This is a genomic window from Bacillus benzoevorans (assembly GCF_014207535.1).
Classification (GTDB): domain Bacteria; phylum Bacillota; class Bacilli; order Bacillales; family Cytobacillaceae; genus Bacillus_BD; species Bacillus_BD benzoevorans.
The window spans coordinates 17,130-36,678 of sequence record NZ_JACHGK010000016.1 but is presented as its reverse complement, the minus strand read 5'-3'; the positions used below and the strand labels follow the sequence as shown (position 1 = coordinate 36,678).

Sequence of the window (19,549 nt, the reverse complement as noted above, 5' to 3'; positions counted from 1 at the left end):
AATAGTAAGTATATAGGTAAGTTTTAGTTGGGAGAAGTGTACGGAATGCATATTGTTGAGGGGGAACATTAATAAACTTAATCGGATGTTCCAAACGAAATAATAAAAGTAAAGGGTAAGGAGACGGAGCGATGTCAGTAAATGATTCAATAGATATGTTGCCTTTTATGGATATAACAAAGTTGGAGAAAAACATAGCTGAAAGTCTTACAAAGATAAGAAGCACAATTTCTAAAGCCAATCCTTTAATTACTTTGATTCAATTGCATGGGCATAAGTTTTTTAACCATTTTGGGGACATAGAGGCATCGGTTCACGGTAATGTTAAGCCTTATGAGAACAAATTGCTTGATTTCACACAAAGTCTTTTAGTGACTAGTGATGTAAATGTAGGAACTGTGTGCTTAAATTTAGATGAAATAACTTGCTATATAGAGGAACTAGAGAAGCTTTTTACTGCTGCAACTGTTTATGTAAACTTCGCACCAAAGGATGAATTAATTAAGTATTCACAAGGTATGCAAATGAACGTTTCTGGATCATTGTATCCTTTTTTTGAAAAAGAACATTTTACAGATATGTTATCTCCGTACACAGATCTTTTAAATGATATCTTTGGCATAACAAGCTTTGATCTGGTAGAAGGCCTTTTAGCAATCAGCAGAAATTTACGTACTATGGGATTTATGGAAGCTTTGATAGATAGTGGCATTTCGCCAGAAGAAGTATCAGAAGGTGAATTGTTAAATCTAGCCGAATACTTTAATGTTAAAGATATTACAGGATGGCCAATAGAATTTATTCGGGAATTATCACTTCAACAAGGCGAATACAAAGACTTTTACAAAAGTGACCTTCAAGTGATGCTAAAGGAGCCTCCGATAAAATACAATCCCTTCATTGGTATTGGTGGTAAATATTACTGTTTTTCCATAGATAATTTAATTGATAACTTTTATAGAACGGTATTAAGAGCTATGCGTAGAAAGAAAAGTAGTATTTCAAATAGGATTAATGACATTCAAAAGGATCTATCGGAGTCATTACCTTTTAGGTTTTTTAAAACCATCTTGCCCACATCTCAAATGTTTCAAAATATCTTTTACAAAGCTCCAGTTGGTGCAAATGGAAAAAATGAATGGTGTGAATGTGATGGTATTATTTTATTTGATGATGTAATGATTATTACAGAAGTGAAGGGTGGGGCATTGTCACCCGTTTCACCTTTTTCGGATGAAGAAGCCTACAAAAAATCATTAAATGACTTAGCAAAAAATCCTTATGAACAATCCTTACGACTTTTTGAAGAATATAGAAGGGTAGGGAAGTTAGAAATTTATCAAAAAGAGACTAAAAAGCGTTATAAATTAATTACTTCTATTGAAAATATTAAATTTATACAAGCTTGTTGTGTCACATTAGATGATTTTAACGAAATTGCATCTCAAATTGAAAAGACGGAATTTATTCAAAATAGCGATCTGCCTGTTTGGTGTGTTTCTGTTAACGATTTGAGAGTATACCCTGAGCTTTTTGATTCTCCAAGTTTGTTCTTAAATTATCTATATCAAAGGAGTCATGCTGCTAAGAATCCTTATATAAAGGTTAATGATGAATTGGACCATATAGGGATGTATTTTGCATATAATGACTATTCTACGCGTATTCAAGAGATTGCTGATGAAGAAGACATAGGTGAAATATTTATTGCTAGTCATAGAGATGAAATTGATGCCTACATGGCAAGAAAAATCAACTCCGATCTTGATGATGGTGAAGGGGAAAGTTTTCTTGATCTCTTAATTGGACCTGCACCAAAGCCTAAACAAGAGATGGATTTCATGTTTGAACAACTAATTAATTTACTAGATGGTACAAAAGATCATTTGTGTATACGAGCTGCAAGATACCTTCTTTTATTAGATTCATATTCGAGGGATAATATTAATGAGTTTCTTTTATCAAGAAGTAAAAGGCTTGCAGAATTTAAAAATCGCAAAGCAATATTAACTCCATATATGGCATTCAACTTTAAAAAGGAAGATAGAATCAGTGAATTACCCGTTATAATGATATTCCTACTTCACGCGTCCAATAAATTATTTAAGGATGTAGTTCAACGTAAACGGTTTTTAATGGAGAGAGTTGTTTTTGAAGATGAGCCAGCGTATTGCGTATTGGTGGGAATGAACAAAAATAAAGAGTTAACAAAAGTGATAACACATGTTATAGGTCCTGAACAGTTTCAAATGTTACCAGAGTCGTCATATAAACTTCTTAAAAATACTAGAGAGAAGATAGGGAATTCACGTAAGTTTAAAGAATTATAAGGTTTTTAAAAGATATATCTTCAGCATTAGTATTCATGTTTTACCCCATGTTTCCGGAATTAATTGATGTATGATTTGACAGTATGTTTATAAAAATAAAGAATTTATATAAAGTGAATTCTTGTATAACCACTAATATTTATACAAACTTGTGAAGGTGGCGTATTGAATTAAAAGGCCAAGATTGTTGTGGATACAACAAAAATTCAAATAGTCTCTTTATTCATTAATAAGGGATTAACACGAGGTAATAAGATTAATCTTTTAAATTCTATAAACAAATTATTAAAAGGAAAACGCTTAAAAGATTGACTGATTAGATTATTATTTTCAATTTAAGAAACTTATTCATTTGGTTCATTGTCTTATAGCAGGATTTTGTGTTGATTTAGGTAATCATAATAGATATCTTATAACGGAATATATTATTTTTATAATTTGTATTATGCAAATAATTAACTTAATGCATCTTACTAAGGGGAATTTAAAAATGAATTTAAAGAAGTTTAAAAACGCTTTAATTGATTCTAATGCAACAGAAGCTGCTGCTATTCTTGTAAACTTATACTTAGAAAAACCAGATAAATTTAAGAAAAGTTTACTTTTAAGTAATAGTTTACCTGAACCTATGGGAAAATCATTTTCTAATGAGAAATTAAAAACACTTCGCCTAGCATTCCTTCTTGCTGGTAAGCAATTAATTGACAAAAATGTTGATATTTCAAAGTACGCTAGTGAATTTATTCAATTATCTGAGGCAATAAATATTATAAGCCAAAATTCTAAAAGTAACGAGGAAAGATTAAATGAGAATAGTTTTTTTGAATATTCTCTTTCTGAACAGCTACAAATGTTTTGTATTTATATTGAGGATCAACATAGATTAGCTAAAGAAATGCAAACGAATGAAAAGAAATTTCTAACTGGTATGGAGAAAGAGGTAGCTAAATTCGAAGTAGATGATGTAGAGGGTATCAAGATTTCTGAATCAGATAGACTAGAGTCATTAATCGAAATAGCAAACACCTTGTTTAGATTCTTATATTATAAAGGTGAGAAGTCTATTGAAAATGCGGTAGAATTTGATCATGAAAATATTTCTCCATACAATATAGGAAGTTTAGAAGAAATAATGTACCTCTCACTTCAAAGGAATATACTTGTTGATATTTGGGGGAAATTCAAATATAGAGAATGGGGACTTAAAGTAATAGAAGAAGATGGTATTAAATATCATATTTTCGTTCCTAGCTCAGAAGATGACTATAAAAAAGAACGAATTGCAATAAATAGATATATTTATCGAGATCATATTAATGTTCAGAAAAGTAACTTAAAACATTTAAAAGAAAACCAAAAATCTGCTAGAGATTTAGATAATGTTTCAAGTGCTTTAGATTTAAATGATTTACATAATATATTTAAACTAGAAAAGAAAAGGTTTTTTCAAGCTAATACAATAATAAAAAATATACTTGCTGGACAATTAGAATCATTAGATGATATTTATTATAATCTTGAACATGATGGCATAAAAATAACTGATCTTTTTAAAGGTTTCGAATACCTTTTTACAATAGCAATGATTTATCAAAGTACAGTATTAAAAAAATTTGATCAGGATGATATAAGCCATTATAAGAAGTTATCACCAATAATGGACAAAGTGAATTTTATTAATCAACTTTCTTATTTATATAATATAGAAAATGAAGTTGCAGAAAAGATTATAAACATATTAACCTTTACTAATGATCCACTATTAGATGTTTTTTCCCAGCCATTGATTTATGTAGGAAAAAATAAAGTAATATTTTGCCCAACTTTAATTTTACAAATGAATATTGTAAGAATAATTGAAATGTTAGTCGCTAAATGGGGAATAGATATTGCTAATAAGGGTTTAGTATTCGAAAAACAATTAAGGTTTATTCTATCATTTAATCCATTTATTCAAGTTAATACAAATAAAATTGAATTTAAAGCTTATGATGGCAGAGATGTCGAATTTGATTTTATTGGATTATTTGAAGATCATTTATTATTAATAGAATTTAAACACTTACAGATTCCTTTTTCAGATAGAATTAAGAAGAATGCATTAGGAACTATAGATTTTGGTATTGAACAAATCAACAGAAGGGAGGATATAATAAAGCATGATTGGGAAAAAATAAAAGAAGAATGCAGTTTTGAATTACCAGAAGAACCACCTAATAAAGTTATAAAACTACTTTGTACAAATATATTTGACTTCTCAACTATTATCTGTGAAGGTGTAGAGATAATAGATTCATCTTCACTATTAAAGTTTTTTATGTCACCTAAGATTAAAGGAATTACAATTGGAAGTGAAATTAATGAAGCACTTTATAAAAAGCTTTGGAAAGGGGATCATCCAACAGTTCAAGAGTTTAAGTTATTTTTACAATGTCCAGTAGCTATAAAACCATTTATAAATTGCTATGAGAGAGTATTTAAACCTCTAATGAAAATAAAAGATGAAGATAATAATATTAGTTTTTTTGACTATATTCTAATAAAAGATCCATATGAAAATTTAAATAATGAAATATTTCAATCAAATACTCGAAATAGTAAAAAGATAGGTAGAAATGAACCATGTCTTTGTGGAAGTGGTAAAAAGTACAAAAAGTGTTGTGGAGTACAAAAATAAGTATGCCATAGTGATTAATAAGATCAATCTTTCTTCAATAATCAGGCGCTCTAATATAATGGGTATTTTAAATTATAAGGCCTTATATACAGGATTTTATACATAGCTCGTATATAAAGCCTTATTTTTTTATATACAAAAACATACTGCTATCAAAAATCCTCTTGACTGCCAAATACACCCCAGAATGTTTTGATTAAGGTTATTAAGGAACGTTAGTTCTGAAATATAAAGTACTTTATAAAAGAAAACTGTATAATAGAGGGATACGAACAAAAATAGAATTTCCATTTAATAGTCTACAAGTTTATTATAAACAATAAGGGTGAGGTTAGACGATTGAATAAAACGAAAAACGTAATTGATCCCGAAATGTATTTTGCCGAAAGGTACAATAACATTAATTATCCTAAAGAATCAAAAAACAAACGAGGGCTTAGAAATGCTCAAATAGGAGCAATTCATTCAATTTCGTCCTATTTTACAGTTCAAAGTTCCAATGCAGCAATTATTGTTATGCCGACAGGTTCAGGAAAAACTTCTGTATTGATGATGGCTCCGTATGTGTTAGAGGCTAAGAAGGTCCTTGTTGTTACTCCTAGTAAAATGGTTAGAGGGCAAATTACTGAAGACTACAGTCAATTAAGAACACTTATTAAAGCAAATGTATTTAATAAGGAAATTCTTAAACCAAATGTATTTGAGTTGGAGCATTTGTTCAGTGAAAATGATATTGATGAAATCAAGGCTGCTCAAGTAATTATAGCAACTCCAGCATGTGCTTTATCATTAACCAAAGATGACGACTTGAATATTTTAATAGATTTAGTTCTAATAGACGAAGCTCACCATGTTCCAGCGAAAACTTGGCAGAAAATACTTATAAATATGAAACATGCGAAACAGATATTATTTACCGCTACTCCATTTAGATTGGATAATAAAGAAATTAAGGGAGACTTAATTTATAATTATCCACTTTCTTTAGCTTATAAGGATGGGATTTTTGGGGAAATACAATACATTCCTATAGAGGAATTTTTCGAAAAAGACAAATTGATTGCTAAAAAGGCGGAAGAAGTATTTTTTTTGGATAGAGAAAAAGGATTAGATCACTATTTAATGATTAGAACTGATACTAAGAAACATGCAAAAGAACTAGAAAAACTCTATAGTGAGATTACCACTTTAAAGTTGAAAAGAATAGATAGTTCTATGTCAAATTTAACAGTGAAAAAGTGTATAGAAGATTTAAGAGAGAGAAGTTTAGATGGAATAATATGTGTGGATATGTTGGGAGAAGGGTTTGATTTTCCTAATTTAAAGATTGCTGCTATCCACGCACCGCATAAATCATTAGCCAGTACATTACAATTTATTGGAAGATTTGCAAGGACTAATGCTGAAAATATTGGCGTAGCTAAATTTATTGCAATGAATGATAGAGAGCTACTTATAGAAAATCAAGCACTATATACTAGCGATTCAATTTGGCAAGATATGATAATTGATATGAGTGAGAGCAAAATTAATGAGGAAGAATCTATAAAGGAATATATTGGTGATTATCAGAATTACGCAGGAAATAGTGTGGAAATTATTAATGATTTATCATTGCATGGTATAAGATTAAATTGTCATGCTAAGATTTACAAAGTTGTTGGATTTAACAAAACCTCCGAATTTCCTGATGCGTGTAACATTGAATTCGGTCCGTATATAAATGAAAAAGATAATACGGTTGTCGCGATTGGAAAGAATAACACGTCCCCAAAGTGGTTTATAGGGGAGAGCGTTAAGGATGTTGAAAATCAGTTATTCATAGTTCACTATCAAAAAGAAACAAATTTATTATTTATTTATTCCCAGATTAAGAGTGAGATTTTGTATGAAGGAATAGCTAGTGCGTTCTGTACATTTTATGAAAAGATTCCTAAGCATGAAATGAACAGAGTTCTTGGTAATCTGCGGGAATTTGAAATTTTCAATTCTGGCATGCAGAATAGGTTTAATGATTCAGGTGAGTCATATAGGATTTCTGCAGGCATTGATGTAAGTCAATCTATTGATCCTAGCACCGGAAAGTTATATTCAGCTGGACATGTTTTTTGTAAAGCTTTGACTGAAGAAAGTGCTATAACAATAGGTTATAGTAGTGGTTCTAAAATGTGGAGCAGTACCTATTCAACAATAAGAGATTATATTAAATGGTGTGACTACAATGGGTTAAAGATTTCCAATAGTAAAATTACCGTAAAAACCAATACTAATTATGATTACTTACCTATACCAAGTAGATTAGAGTCTTTCCCATCAAATATATTTATGTGTGATTTTTCTTGGAAGACGTATGTTAATCCTCCAGCGATATATTTGTCAGAAACTGAAGGTATTCAAGGAATTATGATGGATATCTCAATAAAAATAATGAAAATAAATAAAGATAACATCAAACTTATACTATCCTTAGATGGAAAAGAAGAGGAAATTATTTGTGATGTTAATTCAAAGTATTCTTCAGTTGAAAGTAAAATCTTAGTTTCAGAAGGTCGTAGACAAATCGGATTATCGGAATATCTTAATAACAATCCTTTGGTTTTCCGTACAACCGATGATGTAATGATTCAAGGTATTGAATTTAGTAAGGGTGATCCGGAAGCAATTGTTTTTAGTAAGGACAACATTGTGCCAATTGAATGGATTGAAAAATACAATACGGATATTACTGTAGAAGTAAACGACTCAAAGTATCATCCGCATGAGAAGTCAATTCAGTCTTCTTTGCAAGAAATTTTAGAGGACAACAGAGCTTATAAATATATAATATATGATCATTCTAGAGGGGAAATGGCCGATTATATTACAGTTTTAGAAAACAATACTTCATATGAAATTACTTTTTTTCATGTTAAGAAAATGTCTGCGGCTAATTACAACAGTGATGTCAATGATATTTATGAAGTTGCAGGACAATCTATAAAATCTATTATATGGCTTAAAACTAAATCAATACTATTAAAAAAAGTAGAAGAGAGAAGAAGGTCAAATCACTGTATTTTTTTACGCGGTGAATATGAAGACTTTAGAAAAGAAATAAGAAGTAAAGATAAACAAATCACTGGGAAGATTGTTATAGTTCAACCTTCAATAAGTAGAGATACTTATATGCCAGATAAAATACAAGAGGTATTAGCAGCTACAAGATATTATATTTCTAACTCTGGAAAAGTAAAGAGCCTTGAGATATGGGGAAGTAAATAATTATTAAATTTAAAACTCTATTTTAAGCTTAGATCCGATACCAAATTAATGATGCACCACTACATCTCATTAATCTTTTGTATTTTAATCTACCGTCAGCACTCCACGCATGTGGAGTATGTGGCGCAGATCATTTTAAAGTGAAAAAAATGAGGCAAGAAAGCTTAGACCTCTTGCCTCTATGCAATATTAGGAGTTGCAAACCGATAATGAATTATTGATGTGCCGCCTGCTGTAACTTCGATTTGATTTCTTCCGGCAAGGTGCTGTTACTTTTTTCGATACCTTGCTTTTTTATCATTTTTGTTTTTTCAATCTTCGCTATTTTTCATTCGGCAAAAAGCAACCCAGTAATTGTTTTGAACTCCTTTTCTACACTCCGAATCGAATCCCTCTAGAAGTCATCACGGGTGTTGCGCAATTTGATAAAGTCCTCCAATGTTTCCACTTGCAGAAAGAGGTTAATTTCCTTCTCCCTGCCGATCGTTGTTGGGAGTGTTGGCTGTCCTTTTGCACGCAATTCCCGGACTTCTTCCAATGATTTGGAAATATTTTCGTTATCCGGCTGCATGTCGTATGCAAAACGTAAATTAATTTCGGTATACTCGTGAGCAGGATAAACATTTATATCATCATTCAAGCGCTTAAACTTCTTTAAAGTTTCATATTGAGCTTTGTAATCGCCGGTGAAAACCCGGCCGCATCCTGCTGAAAACATGGTATCCCCGCAAAAGAGATGATCTCCCATTAAAAAGCTGATATGGCCATGCGTATGACCTCCCGTTTCGGAGACTTGAAAAGTTTGGCCCAACAAGTTAAAGGAGTCCCCTTCCTCTACAACATGATTCACCAAGGCCTCCGTTTCTTTCGGTCCATAAACAGGACATTCCGGATATCTCGCTACAATCTCCCGTACCCCGCCGGTATGATCGTCATGCTTATGTGTTAAAAGAATGGCTGCCAAACGAAGCTGCTTTTCTCCGAGGTAATCAAGGACACCTTTCGCTTCTCCCGGATCAACCACAACTGCCTCTGTTTCATCTTGAATACACCATATGTAATTATCAGAAAAGGCTTTGATTGAATGAATAATCACCTTATGAATCCTCCTCTTTTCATATATCAGATTTGCGGCTTGGGGACTAGTCTTTCCCCCTTCCGCTGACAAGTTTTGCCTTACCTCACTATCATAACATGAAGGTTATTAATATACATGCAGGGGATAATCCTATTCTTGATCTTAAATCCCGTTAACTGTACCACAACTTTATTTTTATAAAAAATAAAGTTGTGGTAAAAAAACTTGAGAAGAAATTCAGGGAATTACAGGAAGTATGCAGGACTTTATTCTAAGTGGGGGAAATTAAGCAATGTAGGATGAATGTGGGGGGGGATGGGGATAGAATAGCAGGACATTAATATTGATGAACAGCGGGGGAGTGAAGAAGGGATTGCTGTCAGTCAGAATCTAATAAAAAAGGATAGTTTTTATGAAAAATAGTCTAGTAGATATTATTTGGCGTATTTGCTTTATTTTTGTCATTTTGCTCACTGCGATATGGATGCCTGCCAAAGGAATACAGGCGTCAGAAGTATCGGACGCTTCGCAAATTAAAGCGGTGATGCAAAGGGCTAATATTACGGATATGTCGGTTGTAATAGTAACAGGTGATAAGGTTAGCTATGGGGGTAATAGGGATACAAAAGGTTTGTATCAGATTGGGTCTATGACAAAGGCTTATACGGCTCTTGGAATAATGCTTCTGGTTGATAACGAAAAGATCAGTCTTGATGATACGGTAAGTACATATATAGAAGGATTTACGGCGAACTATCGGGGTGATTCAGTTGAAATCACTGTTGACCAGCTTTTAGCACAAACCAGTGGTTATACTAATTCCGAGAAACTGTATCCGTCTGCTGCTGAAAATATGACGCTCGAGGATTGGGCGAAGAGTATCTCGGGGAAGGAACTACAGAGCAGTCCCGGAGTGGAATATGCCTATTCAAATGTGAATTATAACCTTCTAGGTCTGATTATTGAGAAAGTATCGGGACATTCTTATAAGGAATATATGGAAGAAAATGTGCTGATTCCGTTGGGACTGAATCAGACTTATTGCGGCAAAACGGATAATGCGGATGGAATTGTAACGGGCAGCAGACAGGGATTTCTTATGAACTTTCCGTATGAAATAAATATTTCAGAAGGTATGATTCCGGCAGGATACTGTTATTCAAATATAGTGGATATGGGCAGATGGCTTCAGATACAGATGGGAATGGTTACAGTACCTGAAATTCTTGCTTCTGCGATAAATGAAATACAGATGGTCTCTGATAAAGAATATTTTGGTGGATGGGAACTTACTAATTATGGTGCATTAGGCCATTCGGGAGGTACGCCTAATTATTCATCGCGAATCGTATTTGATAAAGATAAGCAGATCGGAGTATGCGTACTTGCGAATTTGAATGCGGCAGGAACAGTTGATTCCCTTTGTAATGCACTTTTTTTGGAGAAAATAGGTGAGAGAAAGCCGCTTTTTTCATATGACATTTGGAGAATAATAGACTTCATATTTACCGGAGTAACTGTACTTTGTATAGCAGCTGCTTTATTTATGATTCTTAAGAGGAGACTGTGTAAATTAGCAAATATCATTATCGGAAGTATGTTGTTGATCCTTACTGTGGCCGTACTTATTATATTTCCGTTGATTTTTCAAGCTTCATGGTGGACGATTCTTTCAATTTGGGCGCCATATAGTATGGCAAGTGGTGTTATCCTGCTGTGTTTATGTACACTGCTTTCAATCTGGAAACTTGTGAAAAAATAATAAAGCAATAAGCCCTTTATCATGTCCTAGATAAATTCTGGTTTTTATTATATGAATAAAGTTATTTAATTAATAAATGCAAGCCAAATTTCTCTAATCTAATTCATAGAGAAATTCGGCTTTTTTGATCTAATACAATTATTTATCCCCAGTTACTCATCCATATATCGTTACGAAACCATAGTTTATTATCAAGGGAACTTACTCTTCAACCATTATCGGCACAATATCTGTTTCACTTGTGATTTTGATATGCTTTGGAACCCTCAAATAGATAACCGGTGCATCATGATTAATGAGACTGAACATCTTAGCACCGCCTGAAAACTGGGTAATCGTGAATTCATTTTTTAAAATGGCTACATCAATCGTCTGATGTTCAGCATTATGAACTGTTATGGATCCATCCATGTCGGAAACCGAGAATCTTGGAGGGGTTATTTTTTCCGTAAAATCAATCCCATTAATAAACAGCCCAGTCACAAAGGCATAAGCTTCAATCCCATGATCAGCAGCCTTCGTTTTCTCAACATAGACCAAGGGAGGTTCCACTCCCGTACAGTTAATTTTCAAAGTTGGCTGATGGAATTCAAAACTGCTGTGTTTCAGCAGGCTTCGATTACTTAATGCTTCAATCTTCCCCTTACTAATTTTGTCATAAAAGTCTTGTCTTACCTTTTCCGATTCCTTTTCTGAAACCTTTTGTATCTGTTTCCCTTTCACATCTATTACGAATGGATTTGCGATCATCGAAAATACTAATACACCGGTATACATCAGCAATAACCAATGAGTGACCTTTACGGTTACAAATTTTCTGCTCCCTTTAATATATAAAAAGAGAACGGCAATAAAAATGACAGTTAATATAATTATCGGCAGCGTTGTCATCACTTTCTAACCTCCATTCGATTCGTGATCGCAATGGAAGCCGAATAGAGAACGACGGCCGTAATCAATGCTTTTAGTGCAAAAGTCCATGGGGATGATTCTAAAAAATAAAATTCCAGTATGTTCATCACTGTTGGATTTCTTTGCATCCCCGCGTCGAAAAAAATAGACCCAATCACCAAAGCAGGGATAATCAGCACGGCTGCCTTATTTACCTGAACAAGCGTACCAATCAGGTAGCCTATTGAACAGACAAAGAAGATATAAAGGATTGAAACAAATAAGCCGAGGAAAAAGCCCTTGTCTGACATTGGAGAACCGTACAACTCCTGGTTAAAAAAGGAATATACGATTAAAATAATTAAATTTCTCGCCAGCATGGCTAGAATACCGCCGACAACACTTGCTGTCAGCAGGAAAAGCACATTTGAAACCCCGCTGGTAACCCGGTTCGTCACAAACGTAAAGTCATGGTGGCGAAAGGGCTTCGTTGTGATGGTAATCGCAGTCGTAAACCCCCAAATCATTGTAAAAGCAATCACTATATCGGACGAATAATTTCTAACATCAATCGACAATGCCCCCGAATAAATGCCTGAAGAACTGGTTCCCCATAATGAGATGAGGATAGCCAGAAGCTGAAGACCCACAAGGGAACTAAACGCATCAATATTGGCCCTAAGCTTAAAGAAATATTGCTTCTTGACGATTTCTGCGGGATTAACGGTGATGAAAGACATGATCAATTCCCTCCTTTGACTTAGCCGATGCAGTTAAATAAATACAAAGATCACTCGGCTGGACCGTTGAAATGTCTATTCCCTTTTCCTTTGCCTGCATGAGTTCTTCTGGCAAGAAGTCATTCTTCATAACCGCGTAGATGGAATTTACCCCAAGATTATTTTTGTAAATTAGCTCACGCCCTTTTGCCCATTCAAGAACCAAATCCGCCGATCCCTTTAGTGCAATGGCCCATTCTTTAAACTCCTCCATCGGCATATGAAGCTTCACCTGTCCATCCTTCAGTAGGAGTATATCCTCTAATAGATCCCCCATTTCCTCCAGATGGTGACTAGAAAGAATAATGGTTCTTGGGCGAGCTAGATAATCCTTCAAAAGTGCTCGGTAAAAATCTTTGCGAACTGCCGTATCCATTCCCGTCGTTGGTTCATCAAAAATGGTTAACGGTGCGCGTGCGGCAATCCCAACAATGGCATTGAAGGTACTTTTCTTTCCTTTAGACAAGCGCTTGTGATAGTTCCTTGGGTCAAAAGAAAAGTAATCAAAAAGGCGCTGTGCTAAATCCATATCCCAATTTGGATAAAATTTACTTGAGACTTCTAATAGCTCGTATAGCTGTAATGCAGGGGGAAAACTCATTTGGTCGTCAACAAAGATGGTATTGGATGAGACATTAAGACTATTAAAAGGCCGTTGCGAAAATACCTTCAGCTCACCGGACGTTTCTTTAATAAAACCAGCGATCATTTTTAATAATGTTGTTTTTCCTACTCCATTTCTTCCTATGAGACCAGTAATCTTATTTTCCTCCAGTGAAAAAGAAAGTTGATTTAAGACAGCTTTTCTAAAAAAGAATTTTGTCAGGTTGTTGCATTCAACCGTTTTCATTGCTCCCTCTCCCAAATATGATTTTCTTTAATCATGCTTACTACTTCTTCTTTGCTGATCTGCAGCCGCTTTGCCTCCAGTACAACCTCCTCGATTAATCCCTTGAGGATTTTATTTTTCCTCTTGTTTAATATTTTTTCTTCAGCATTTGCTGTAACAAACATTCCTAATCCTCTCTTTTTATAGAGAATATTTTCATCCGCAAGTAGATTTAGCCCCTTAGCAGCAGTAGCGGGGTTAATGGTATACATTTCTGCTAATTGATACTGCGAATATACCTTCTCATCTGCCTTGAAATGCCCATTCATAATTTCTGTTTCCATCCATTCGGCTATCTGGATATAAATAGGCTTCGTTCCATCTGTATTAAGAATTGCCATCATCCCCTACTATAGTACATTACTGTTGTAATGTACTATATAATAATTCGTGAATTTTTTCAACAAAAATAAAGCCCCTGAAAGACACAGAGACAGGGGCTGCGACAATGCTCGAACCTCGGATCAATATGCTCAAGCATTCCACTTCGGTGTTGGTGTCGGAGTAAATGGAACCAATATTATTGGCTGTATCTGAATAAATTAAATTGTTGTTATATGAATTTTATGTTAATATAACATATCATAAACACATAGAGTTACTTGGTATTAAAATGCAGGGAAAAATGGAATTGTCACTGATTATGATTTTGTCAGATCGGTAAGGAATCTAGGGTAATATTGCAAAAATATTGTCTTTAACATAGTTGTCCAGTTGGACTAATCATATATATATGAATAATAAATATATTCTTGTTCCCATTTTATCAAATAGTGATACTTCAGCACGGTCAAGTAATTTATCAGCAAGGAGATAAAATTGACAGGATTGGCTTTATCCTAGAACGGATAATGAAATATGCTAATTCTACCAATACCAGCGATGAAATTAATCCTTATTATTTTTATGAAGGAGATATCTTTCCTGAATATTTGTTATTAGCGGGTGACATATATCATGTCCGGCTTATGATCAGGAAATGATTAAGCTAAAGGAAGAAAATATTAAATTGTCTATTAAATATCAAAAGGGTAGGAGAAAGTCGATGAGTAGATATGATTTAGTAGTGATTGGTGCAGGTCCAGCTGGTATGACAGCTGCCATTTATGCTGTGAGAGCAAATTTAAACGTATTATTGCTTGATAAATTAGCTCCAGGCGGACAAATTATCAATACCAATGAAATCGAAAACTATCCTGGGGTAGGTAAGGTAAACGGCGCTGAATTAGCCATAAAGATGTTTGAGCAGACTCAAGAATTAGGGGTGGATTTTGATTACCGTACTGTAACCAAAATCGAGAGTCTGGAAGGTATTAAACAAATATACACTGAAGAAGATAAGGATGTTATTGAGGCCTTAACTGTAATTGTTGCCACAGGAACCCGTCCAAGAACTTTAAATATTCCGGGTGAAGAAGAGTATAAAGGATCTGCTATTAGTTGGTGTGCAATTTGTGATGGTGCTAAATACCGTGATAAAGATGTGACCATCATAGGAGGCGGTAATAGTGCAGTAGATGAAGGAACTTATCTAGCAACTATTACTAAATCACTATCCATTATTACTGATTTCGATTTAACGGCCGATCCTGTTTCCTCAGATTACTTACGTTCATTACCGAATGTGACCGTTTATCCGTATAAGCGTGTCGTAGAATTTATAGGCGAAGGAGGCCAATTCAAAGGGGTCAAATTTGCAGATAAAGAAACGAGCGAGAATGAGCAGATTGTTCAATGTGAAGGTGTCTTTGAATATATCGGTGCTATCCCATCAACAGAATTTCTTCAAGGGACAAACTTACTTGAAGGTCATGGATTTATAGAGGCCAATGAACGAATGGCTACAAAAATTCCTGGGATTTTCGCGGCAGGGGATTGTATTAGCAAACACTTGCGCCAGGTAGTAACAGCCACTGCTGATGGAGCTATTGCCGCTCAAGAAGCAAGTTCATATATTAAAGCCTTAAGAAGACAAGAAATATAATACAGAGGGGTATTAATATGATAAAAGAACTAGTCAAAGAAGAACTTACCGCAGATTTATCTGAAGGATCCGTTTTAGTTGATTTTTACTCTAAAACTTGCGGACCGTGTAAGATGCTTTCTTTTATATTAAACGATATTGATAAAACATATGGTGAAAAAGTAAAGATTATTAAAGTTGATTTTGAAGATAATCCGGATTTAATTGAAGAACATCGTGTAGAAGGGTATCCAACTTTAGTGATGTTTAAAGATGGTAAAGAAGTATCAAGAAAATCGGGTTTACAACAGAAACCAGTCATCATCAAAATGATTGAGGAGGCTTTATGATTATGGCAACAGCAAGAAGGAGCGAGACAGTTGCTTACAACTATAAAGAACATTTAATCCATAAACAAGCGAAGGCAGAGGCTGCCATGTTAAAGGAGTTTGAACAAGGACAATTTACACTGGAAGCCCCTTTAATTAAATACAACCCATACTTCGTGAACGATTTAGCAGCAGTTATGTTATTTAGAACGGAAGAAGAAACTGCCATTACGATTCGTGTACTAGGGAAAACAAAAGAAGCGGATTTTTATCATACTTTTCCTAAAGGCAAAGAACATATCATTCCTGTTTTAGGTTTATATAGTAATTATGAGAATAAAATTGAAGTCTATCCCTATCAAAAATATAATCAAAAAGTTGTTCATACGATTAAAACACCTGAAGTGGCAGGAGCTAAACTGGTTGAATCCATGGAAACAACACCGGAACATATGCAAGATGATGTAGTGTTCCTCTGTCCTGCGGTAAATGATTTGGCTATTGCGGTTGACTATGCAGGCGATGTGCGGTTAAACTTTACCGTCCCGATGGTTTGGGATATTAAACGTCATCCTAATGGCAATCTCCTGCTTGGCTCTGAACGCTTAATGAAGATGCCTTACTTTGTTTCAGGTATTTATGAAATGAGCCCAGTTGGAAAAATTTATAAAGAGTATCGTGTACCGCGTGGCTATCACCATGACCAAATTACATTACCGAATGGAGATATCGTCGCCTTAAGTTGTGATTTAGACAATGGGACAGTGGAAGATCAAGCTGTTGTTATCGATAAGGATACAGGCCATGTAAAACGAACCATTACTTTCTCTAACTTTATTAAGCAAGGATCTCAAAAGTCTGGTTCATGGTCAGATGAAGACTGGTTCCATTGTAATGCTGTGTGGTATGACGAACATACGAACTCACTAACGTTTTCGGGACGGCATATAAACGCAATGGTGAATATTGATTTTGATACAGAGGAATTAAATTGGATTATCTCAGATCCAGAAGGCTGGCCAGAGGAATATCAACCATACATGTTTAAACCAATTGGTGAAGGGGATTTTGAGTGGCAGTATGAACAACATGCCAATTTAATTACACCTTTAGGCGATGTTATGTGTTTTGATAATCACCATTTTGGAGCACAAAATCCTGACAACTATCTTGCTGCGAATGATAGTTACTCTCGTGGCGTGAAGTATCGTATTGATACAGATAAGATGGAAATTGAGCAATTATGGCAATACGGAAAAGAACGCGGCAAGGAATTTTTCTCCCCATATATTTGTAATGTCTTATACTATAACGAAGGTCATTACTTAACACATTCGGGTGGTATGGCCTTTGACGGTGACGGAAACGCTTCTGAGGAACTGGGTCCATTTGCTCAAATTGATGATCCAAATGTGAAACTAGAATCTATTACAGTTGAAACCATTAATGATAAGAAGGTATTAGAATTAAAGGTTAATTCCAACTATTATCGTGCGAATAAGTTCACGCTTTACTCTAAAGATGGTAATAATCTTTCACTTGGTAAAGGACAACTTCTAGGTTCATTAGGTGAAACACCTCAGATGGATTACGATATTCCTGCAGAAGATACAGGTGAAATCCTGCCAGACAAACACGAAGCTCATATAACAGATGAAGTGGATATGTTGACCTTTGAATCAAAATTCGAAAAGGGACAATTGGTCATGGTGCTGCTAGAATCTGACAAAGAAACACGTAGATATTTTATCTCTACATCTAAAGGGAAACGTGGTGCAATGTGCACAGGAACCTTCTTGCCTGAAGACGACCGTGAAACAAGAACGGTCGTCTCAAAAGAAGGTTTAGACGGAGACTATAAAGTAAAAGTAATTGTGGATGACAAGAAATATGATACAGGTATCACAATCAAAGCTTAAATGAATAGCTAAGTGTGAATGTATCACGTATTAACGGGCAGTAAGACCCCCACCTCAAGAGTTATTTGGATAGGTGGGGGATTAACTGCCTGTAAAGCCCTAAATTAACAATCAGGCTCAGGGTGAGCTTCCATCAGTGGGTGAAGAAGCCCCCCCACTGATGGAAGCTCATGAATATACCAAATTTTACAAATAGTGAAAAATGTATAGAAAAAAACTTATTGAATGACTTATATTTTGAAAGAAGGAAAGTACCATGGCAGTTAAAAGGCAGAGTACCATGGCAGTTAAATTGGATAATAGTTGGATTGAACAAAACTCAGATGCCAAAAATAGTAAAACGAAAAATAATTACTTTGATGGTTTGAAAGTTACTGGACCCTATAAGATGTTATTTTTCATTATCACGTTTGCTTATTTCTTTGAACAGATGGATAACTGGAATTTTGCATTTATTGCCCCCTCATTGATGGCAGATTGGGGTATAACGATGGCGGATATTGGGAAGATCAATTTCGCTTATTTCGTGGCAATGACCCTTGGAGGTTTAACAGGTGGTGTTATTTCGGACTTTATTGGTCGAAGAAAAACATTCCTTGCCTCCATATTTATTTTTTCTCTAGCGTCGGTAGCTAATGGATTTGCACCTAATCTTTTAATATTTACGATAACACGTGCCATAACTGGATTTGGTATTTTTTGTTTGATGGTTTGTTCGCAAGTATATATTGCTGAGATGGCACCTAGTGCCACTAGAGGAAAATGGCAAAGCCTAACAGCGTCAATAGGTTTCATAGCGGCTCCTTTTATTGGGATTTTGTGCAGTGTTGTGATTCCGATGAGTCCAAGTGCTTGGCGGCATATTTTCCTTCTGGGTGGAATCGGTTTAATAGGGTTCTTTGCCGGTCTTAAATACTTAAAAGAATCTCCACGTTGGTTAGTGGCACAAGGAAAAGTAGACGAAGCCGAACAAGTTATCGAGGAGTTAACGAAAGCTAAAGTCGATTTAAGTGAAGTGGCTTCCAAAGTAGAGCCTAAAGTAAAAACAATGGAAGTCATAGTCGGGTTATTTTCACCAAAATATAGTAAGAGAACTTTTGTCATCTTATTATTTGTTATGTTAACAGTGCCTGCAAGTTTTGTTATAACTACCTGGACAACGACACTCTTGAGTCAGAGAGGATTAAGCGTTGATGCTACATTAACGGCTTCTACCCTGTTAATGTTTGGTGTTCCAGCAGGATGTTATTTTGCCTCTTTGATTGCTGATAAAGGTGGAAGGAAAATCCCAATGGCAGCTATGGCGATCACTGTAGCCGTTTTATCAGTCATTTTTGGGAAATTAGAAGGATTCGTTCCTATTGTGGTTTGCGGATTCTTCATGATTGGTGCATGTATGGCGTTAAACTTTATTACTTACAGTTATATTGCAGAGAACTACCCGACAAGAATGCGGAACACGTCTACTGGTATTCATAATGCTGCAGGGCGTTTAGCAACTTCTGTCTTACAATTGTACGTTCCAATCGTATTTGCCCATTATCAGTTTTCTGGAGTATACAATCTGATTGCTATAATGGTTTGTTTGCCAGTAGCTGTTTTACTGCTATGGGGTATGAAAACTGGCCGTAGGTCTCTTGAGGAAATCTCTTAATGTACTTTAGAAATATA

The 19,549-nt window shown here is 34.7% G+C and carries 12 protein-coding genes and 1 pseudogene; 8 read left to right on the top strand and 5 right to left on the bottom strand.

Features of this window, described 5'->3' with window-relative positions; translation table 11 throughout:
* The first annotated feature begins 131 nt into the window (after positions 1-131).
* From HNR53_RS18025 to HNR53_RS18015, 3 genes and pseudogenes are all read left to right on the top strand, one after another.
* Positions 132-2,330 (top strand): hypothetical protein, encoded by a 2,199-nt coding sequence (locus tag HNR53_RS18025; protein ID WP_184528577.1) that lies wholly within the window; start codon positions 132-134, stop codon positions 2,328-2,330.
* Positions 2,331-4,920: 2,590 nt separating this feature from the next.
* Positions 4,921-5,007 (top strand): annotated as a pseudogene (locus HNR53_RS23710) (SEC-C metal-binding domain-containing protein); the annotation flags it as partial.
* Positions 5,008-5,346: 339 nt separating this feature from the next.
* Entirely contained in the window at positions 5,347-8,268 is a 2,922-nt protein-coding gene (locus HNR53_RS18015; RefSeq protein WP_221452384.1) for a DEAD/DEAH box helicase, read from the top strand.
* A gap of 394 nt (positions 8,269-8,662) precedes the next feature.
* Here HNR53_RS18015 and gloB read toward each other — a convergent pair whose 3' ends face one another.
* Positions 8,663-9,364, bottom strand: coding sequence for a hydroxyacylglutathione hydrolase (gene gloB / locus HNR53_RS18010; protein ID WP_184528574.1), 702 nt, complete (start codon positions 9,362-9,364; stop codon positions 8,663-8,665).
* Between the two features lie 394 nt (positions 9,365-9,758).
* On the opposite strand from gloB, the gene HNR53_RS18005 reads away from it, so the two are divergent.
* The gene (locus HNR53_RS18005) at positions 9,759-11,108 is read left to right on the top strand and encodes a serine hydrolase domain-containing protein (RefSeq protein ID WP_184528572.1); all 1,350 of its coding nucleotides are present in this window, start codon (positions 9,759-9,761) and stop codon (positions 11,106-11,108) included.
* 201 nt (positions 11,109-11,309) lie between these two features.
* Here the strand turns inward: HNR53_RS18005 and HNR53_RS18000 are convergent, their stop codons facing one another.
* Genes HNR53_RS18000 through HNR53_RS17985 form a run of 4 tightly spaced genes read right to left on the bottom strand, consistent with a single transcriptional unit; the run spans position 11,310 to position 14,011 of the window.
* Positions 11,310-12,002 carry a hypothetical protein gene (locus tag HNR53_RS18000; protein ID WP_184528570.1) on the bottom strand — a complete coding sequence of 231 codons (693 nt, stop codon included), beginning with the start codon at positions 12,000-12,002 and terminating at the stop codon, positions 11,310-11,312.
* Positions 11,999-12,739: a hypothetical protein gene (locus HNR53_RS17995; RefSeq protein ID WP_184528568.1), complete on the bottom strand. Its 741-nt coding sequence runs from the start codon at positions 12,737-12,739 to the stop codon at positions 11,999-12,001. Before HNR53_RS17995 ends, HNR53_RS18000 begins: the two co-directional genes overlap by 4 nt.
* Positions 12,720-13,628: an ATP-binding cassette domain-containing protein gene (locus HNR53_RS17990; RefSeq protein ID WP_184528566.1), complete on the bottom strand. Its 909-nt coding sequence runs from the start codon at positions 13,626-13,628 to the stop codon at positions 12,720-12,722. The genes HNR53_RS17995 and HNR53_RS17990 overlap by 20 nt, the downstream gene beginning before the upstream one ends.
* The gene (locus tag HNR53_RS17985) at positions 13,625-14,011 is read right to left on the bottom strand and encodes a GntR family transcriptional regulator (protein ID WP_246439667.1); all 387 of its coding nucleotides are present in this window, start codon (positions 14,009-14,011) and stop codon (positions 13,625-13,627) included. The genes HNR53_RS17990 and HNR53_RS17985 overlap by 4 nt, the downstream gene beginning before the upstream one ends.
* A gap of 701 nt (positions 14,012-14,712) precedes the next feature.
* On the opposite strand from HNR53_RS17985, the gene HNR53_RS17980 reads away from it, so the two are divergent.
* From HNR53_RS17980 to HNR53_RS17965, 4 genes are all read left to right on the top strand, one after another.
* Positions 14,713-15,651, top strand: a complete 939-nt coding sequence (locus HNR53_RS17980; RefSeq protein ID WP_184528565.1) for an NAD(P)/FAD-dependent oxidoreductase — start codon at positions 14,713-14,715, stop codon at positions 15,649-15,651.
* 17 nt (positions 15,652-15,668) lie between these two features.
* Positions 15,669-15,980: a thioredoxin family protein gene (locus tag HNR53_RS17975; RefSeq protein WP_184528563.1), complete on the top strand. Its 312-nt coding sequence runs from the start codon at positions 15,669-15,671 to the stop codon at positions 15,978-15,980.
* Positions 15,977-17,878, top strand: a complete 1,902-nt coding sequence (locus HNR53_RS17970; RefSeq protein ID WP_221452383.1) for an aryl-sulfate sulfotransferase — start codon at positions 15,977-15,979, stop codon at positions 17,876-17,878. The genes HNR53_RS17975 and HNR53_RS17970 overlap by 4 nt, the downstream gene beginning before the upstream one ends.
* 256 nt (positions 17,879-18,134) lie before the next feature.
* The gene (locus HNR53_RS17965) at positions 18,135-19,532 is read left to right on the top strand and encodes an MFS transporter (RefSeq protein WP_221452382.1); all 1,398 of its coding nucleotides are present in this window, start codon (positions 18,135-18,137) and stop codon (positions 19,530-19,532) included.
* Positions 19,533-19,549 lie beyond the last annotated feature (17 nt).

Bases quoted from the DNA above. Each gene is read 5' to 3' on its own strand.
- HNR53_RS18025 (WP_184528577.1), top strand. From the start codon at position 132: ATGTCAGTAAATGATTCAATAGATATGTTGCCTTTTATGGATATAACA.
- HNR53_RS18005 (WP_184528572.1), top strand. From the start codon at position 9,759: ATGAAAAATAGTCTAGTAGATATTATTTGGCGTATTTGCTTTATTTTT.
- HNR53_RS17995 (WP_184528568.1), bottom strand. From the start codon at position 12,739: ATGTCTTTCATCACCGTTAATCCCGCAGAAATCGTCAAGAAGCAATAT.
- HNR53_RS17990 (WP_184528566.1), bottom strand. From the start codon at position 13,628: ATGAAAACGGTTGAATGCAACAACCTGACAAAATTCTTTTTTAGAAAA.
- HNR53_RS17985 (WP_246439667.1), bottom strand. From the start codon at position 14,011: ATGATGGCAATTCTTAATACAGATGGAACGAAGCCTATTTATATCCAG.
- HNR53_RS17980 (WP_184528565.1), top strand. From the start codon at position 14,713: ATGAGTAGATATGATTTAGTAGTGATTGGTGCAGGTCCAGCTGGTATG.
- HNR53_RS17975 (WP_184528563.1), top strand. From the start codon at position 15,669: ATGATAAAAGAACTAGTCAAAGAAGAACTTACCGCAGATTTATCTGAA.
- HNR53_RS17970 (WP_221452383.1), top strand. From the start codon at position 15,977: ATGATTATGGCAACAGCAAGAAGGAGCGAGACAGTTGCTTACAACTAT.
- HNR53_RS17965 (WP_221452382.1), top strand. From the start codon at position 18,135: ATGGCAGTTAAAAGGCAGAGTACCATGGCAGTTAAATTGGATAATAGT.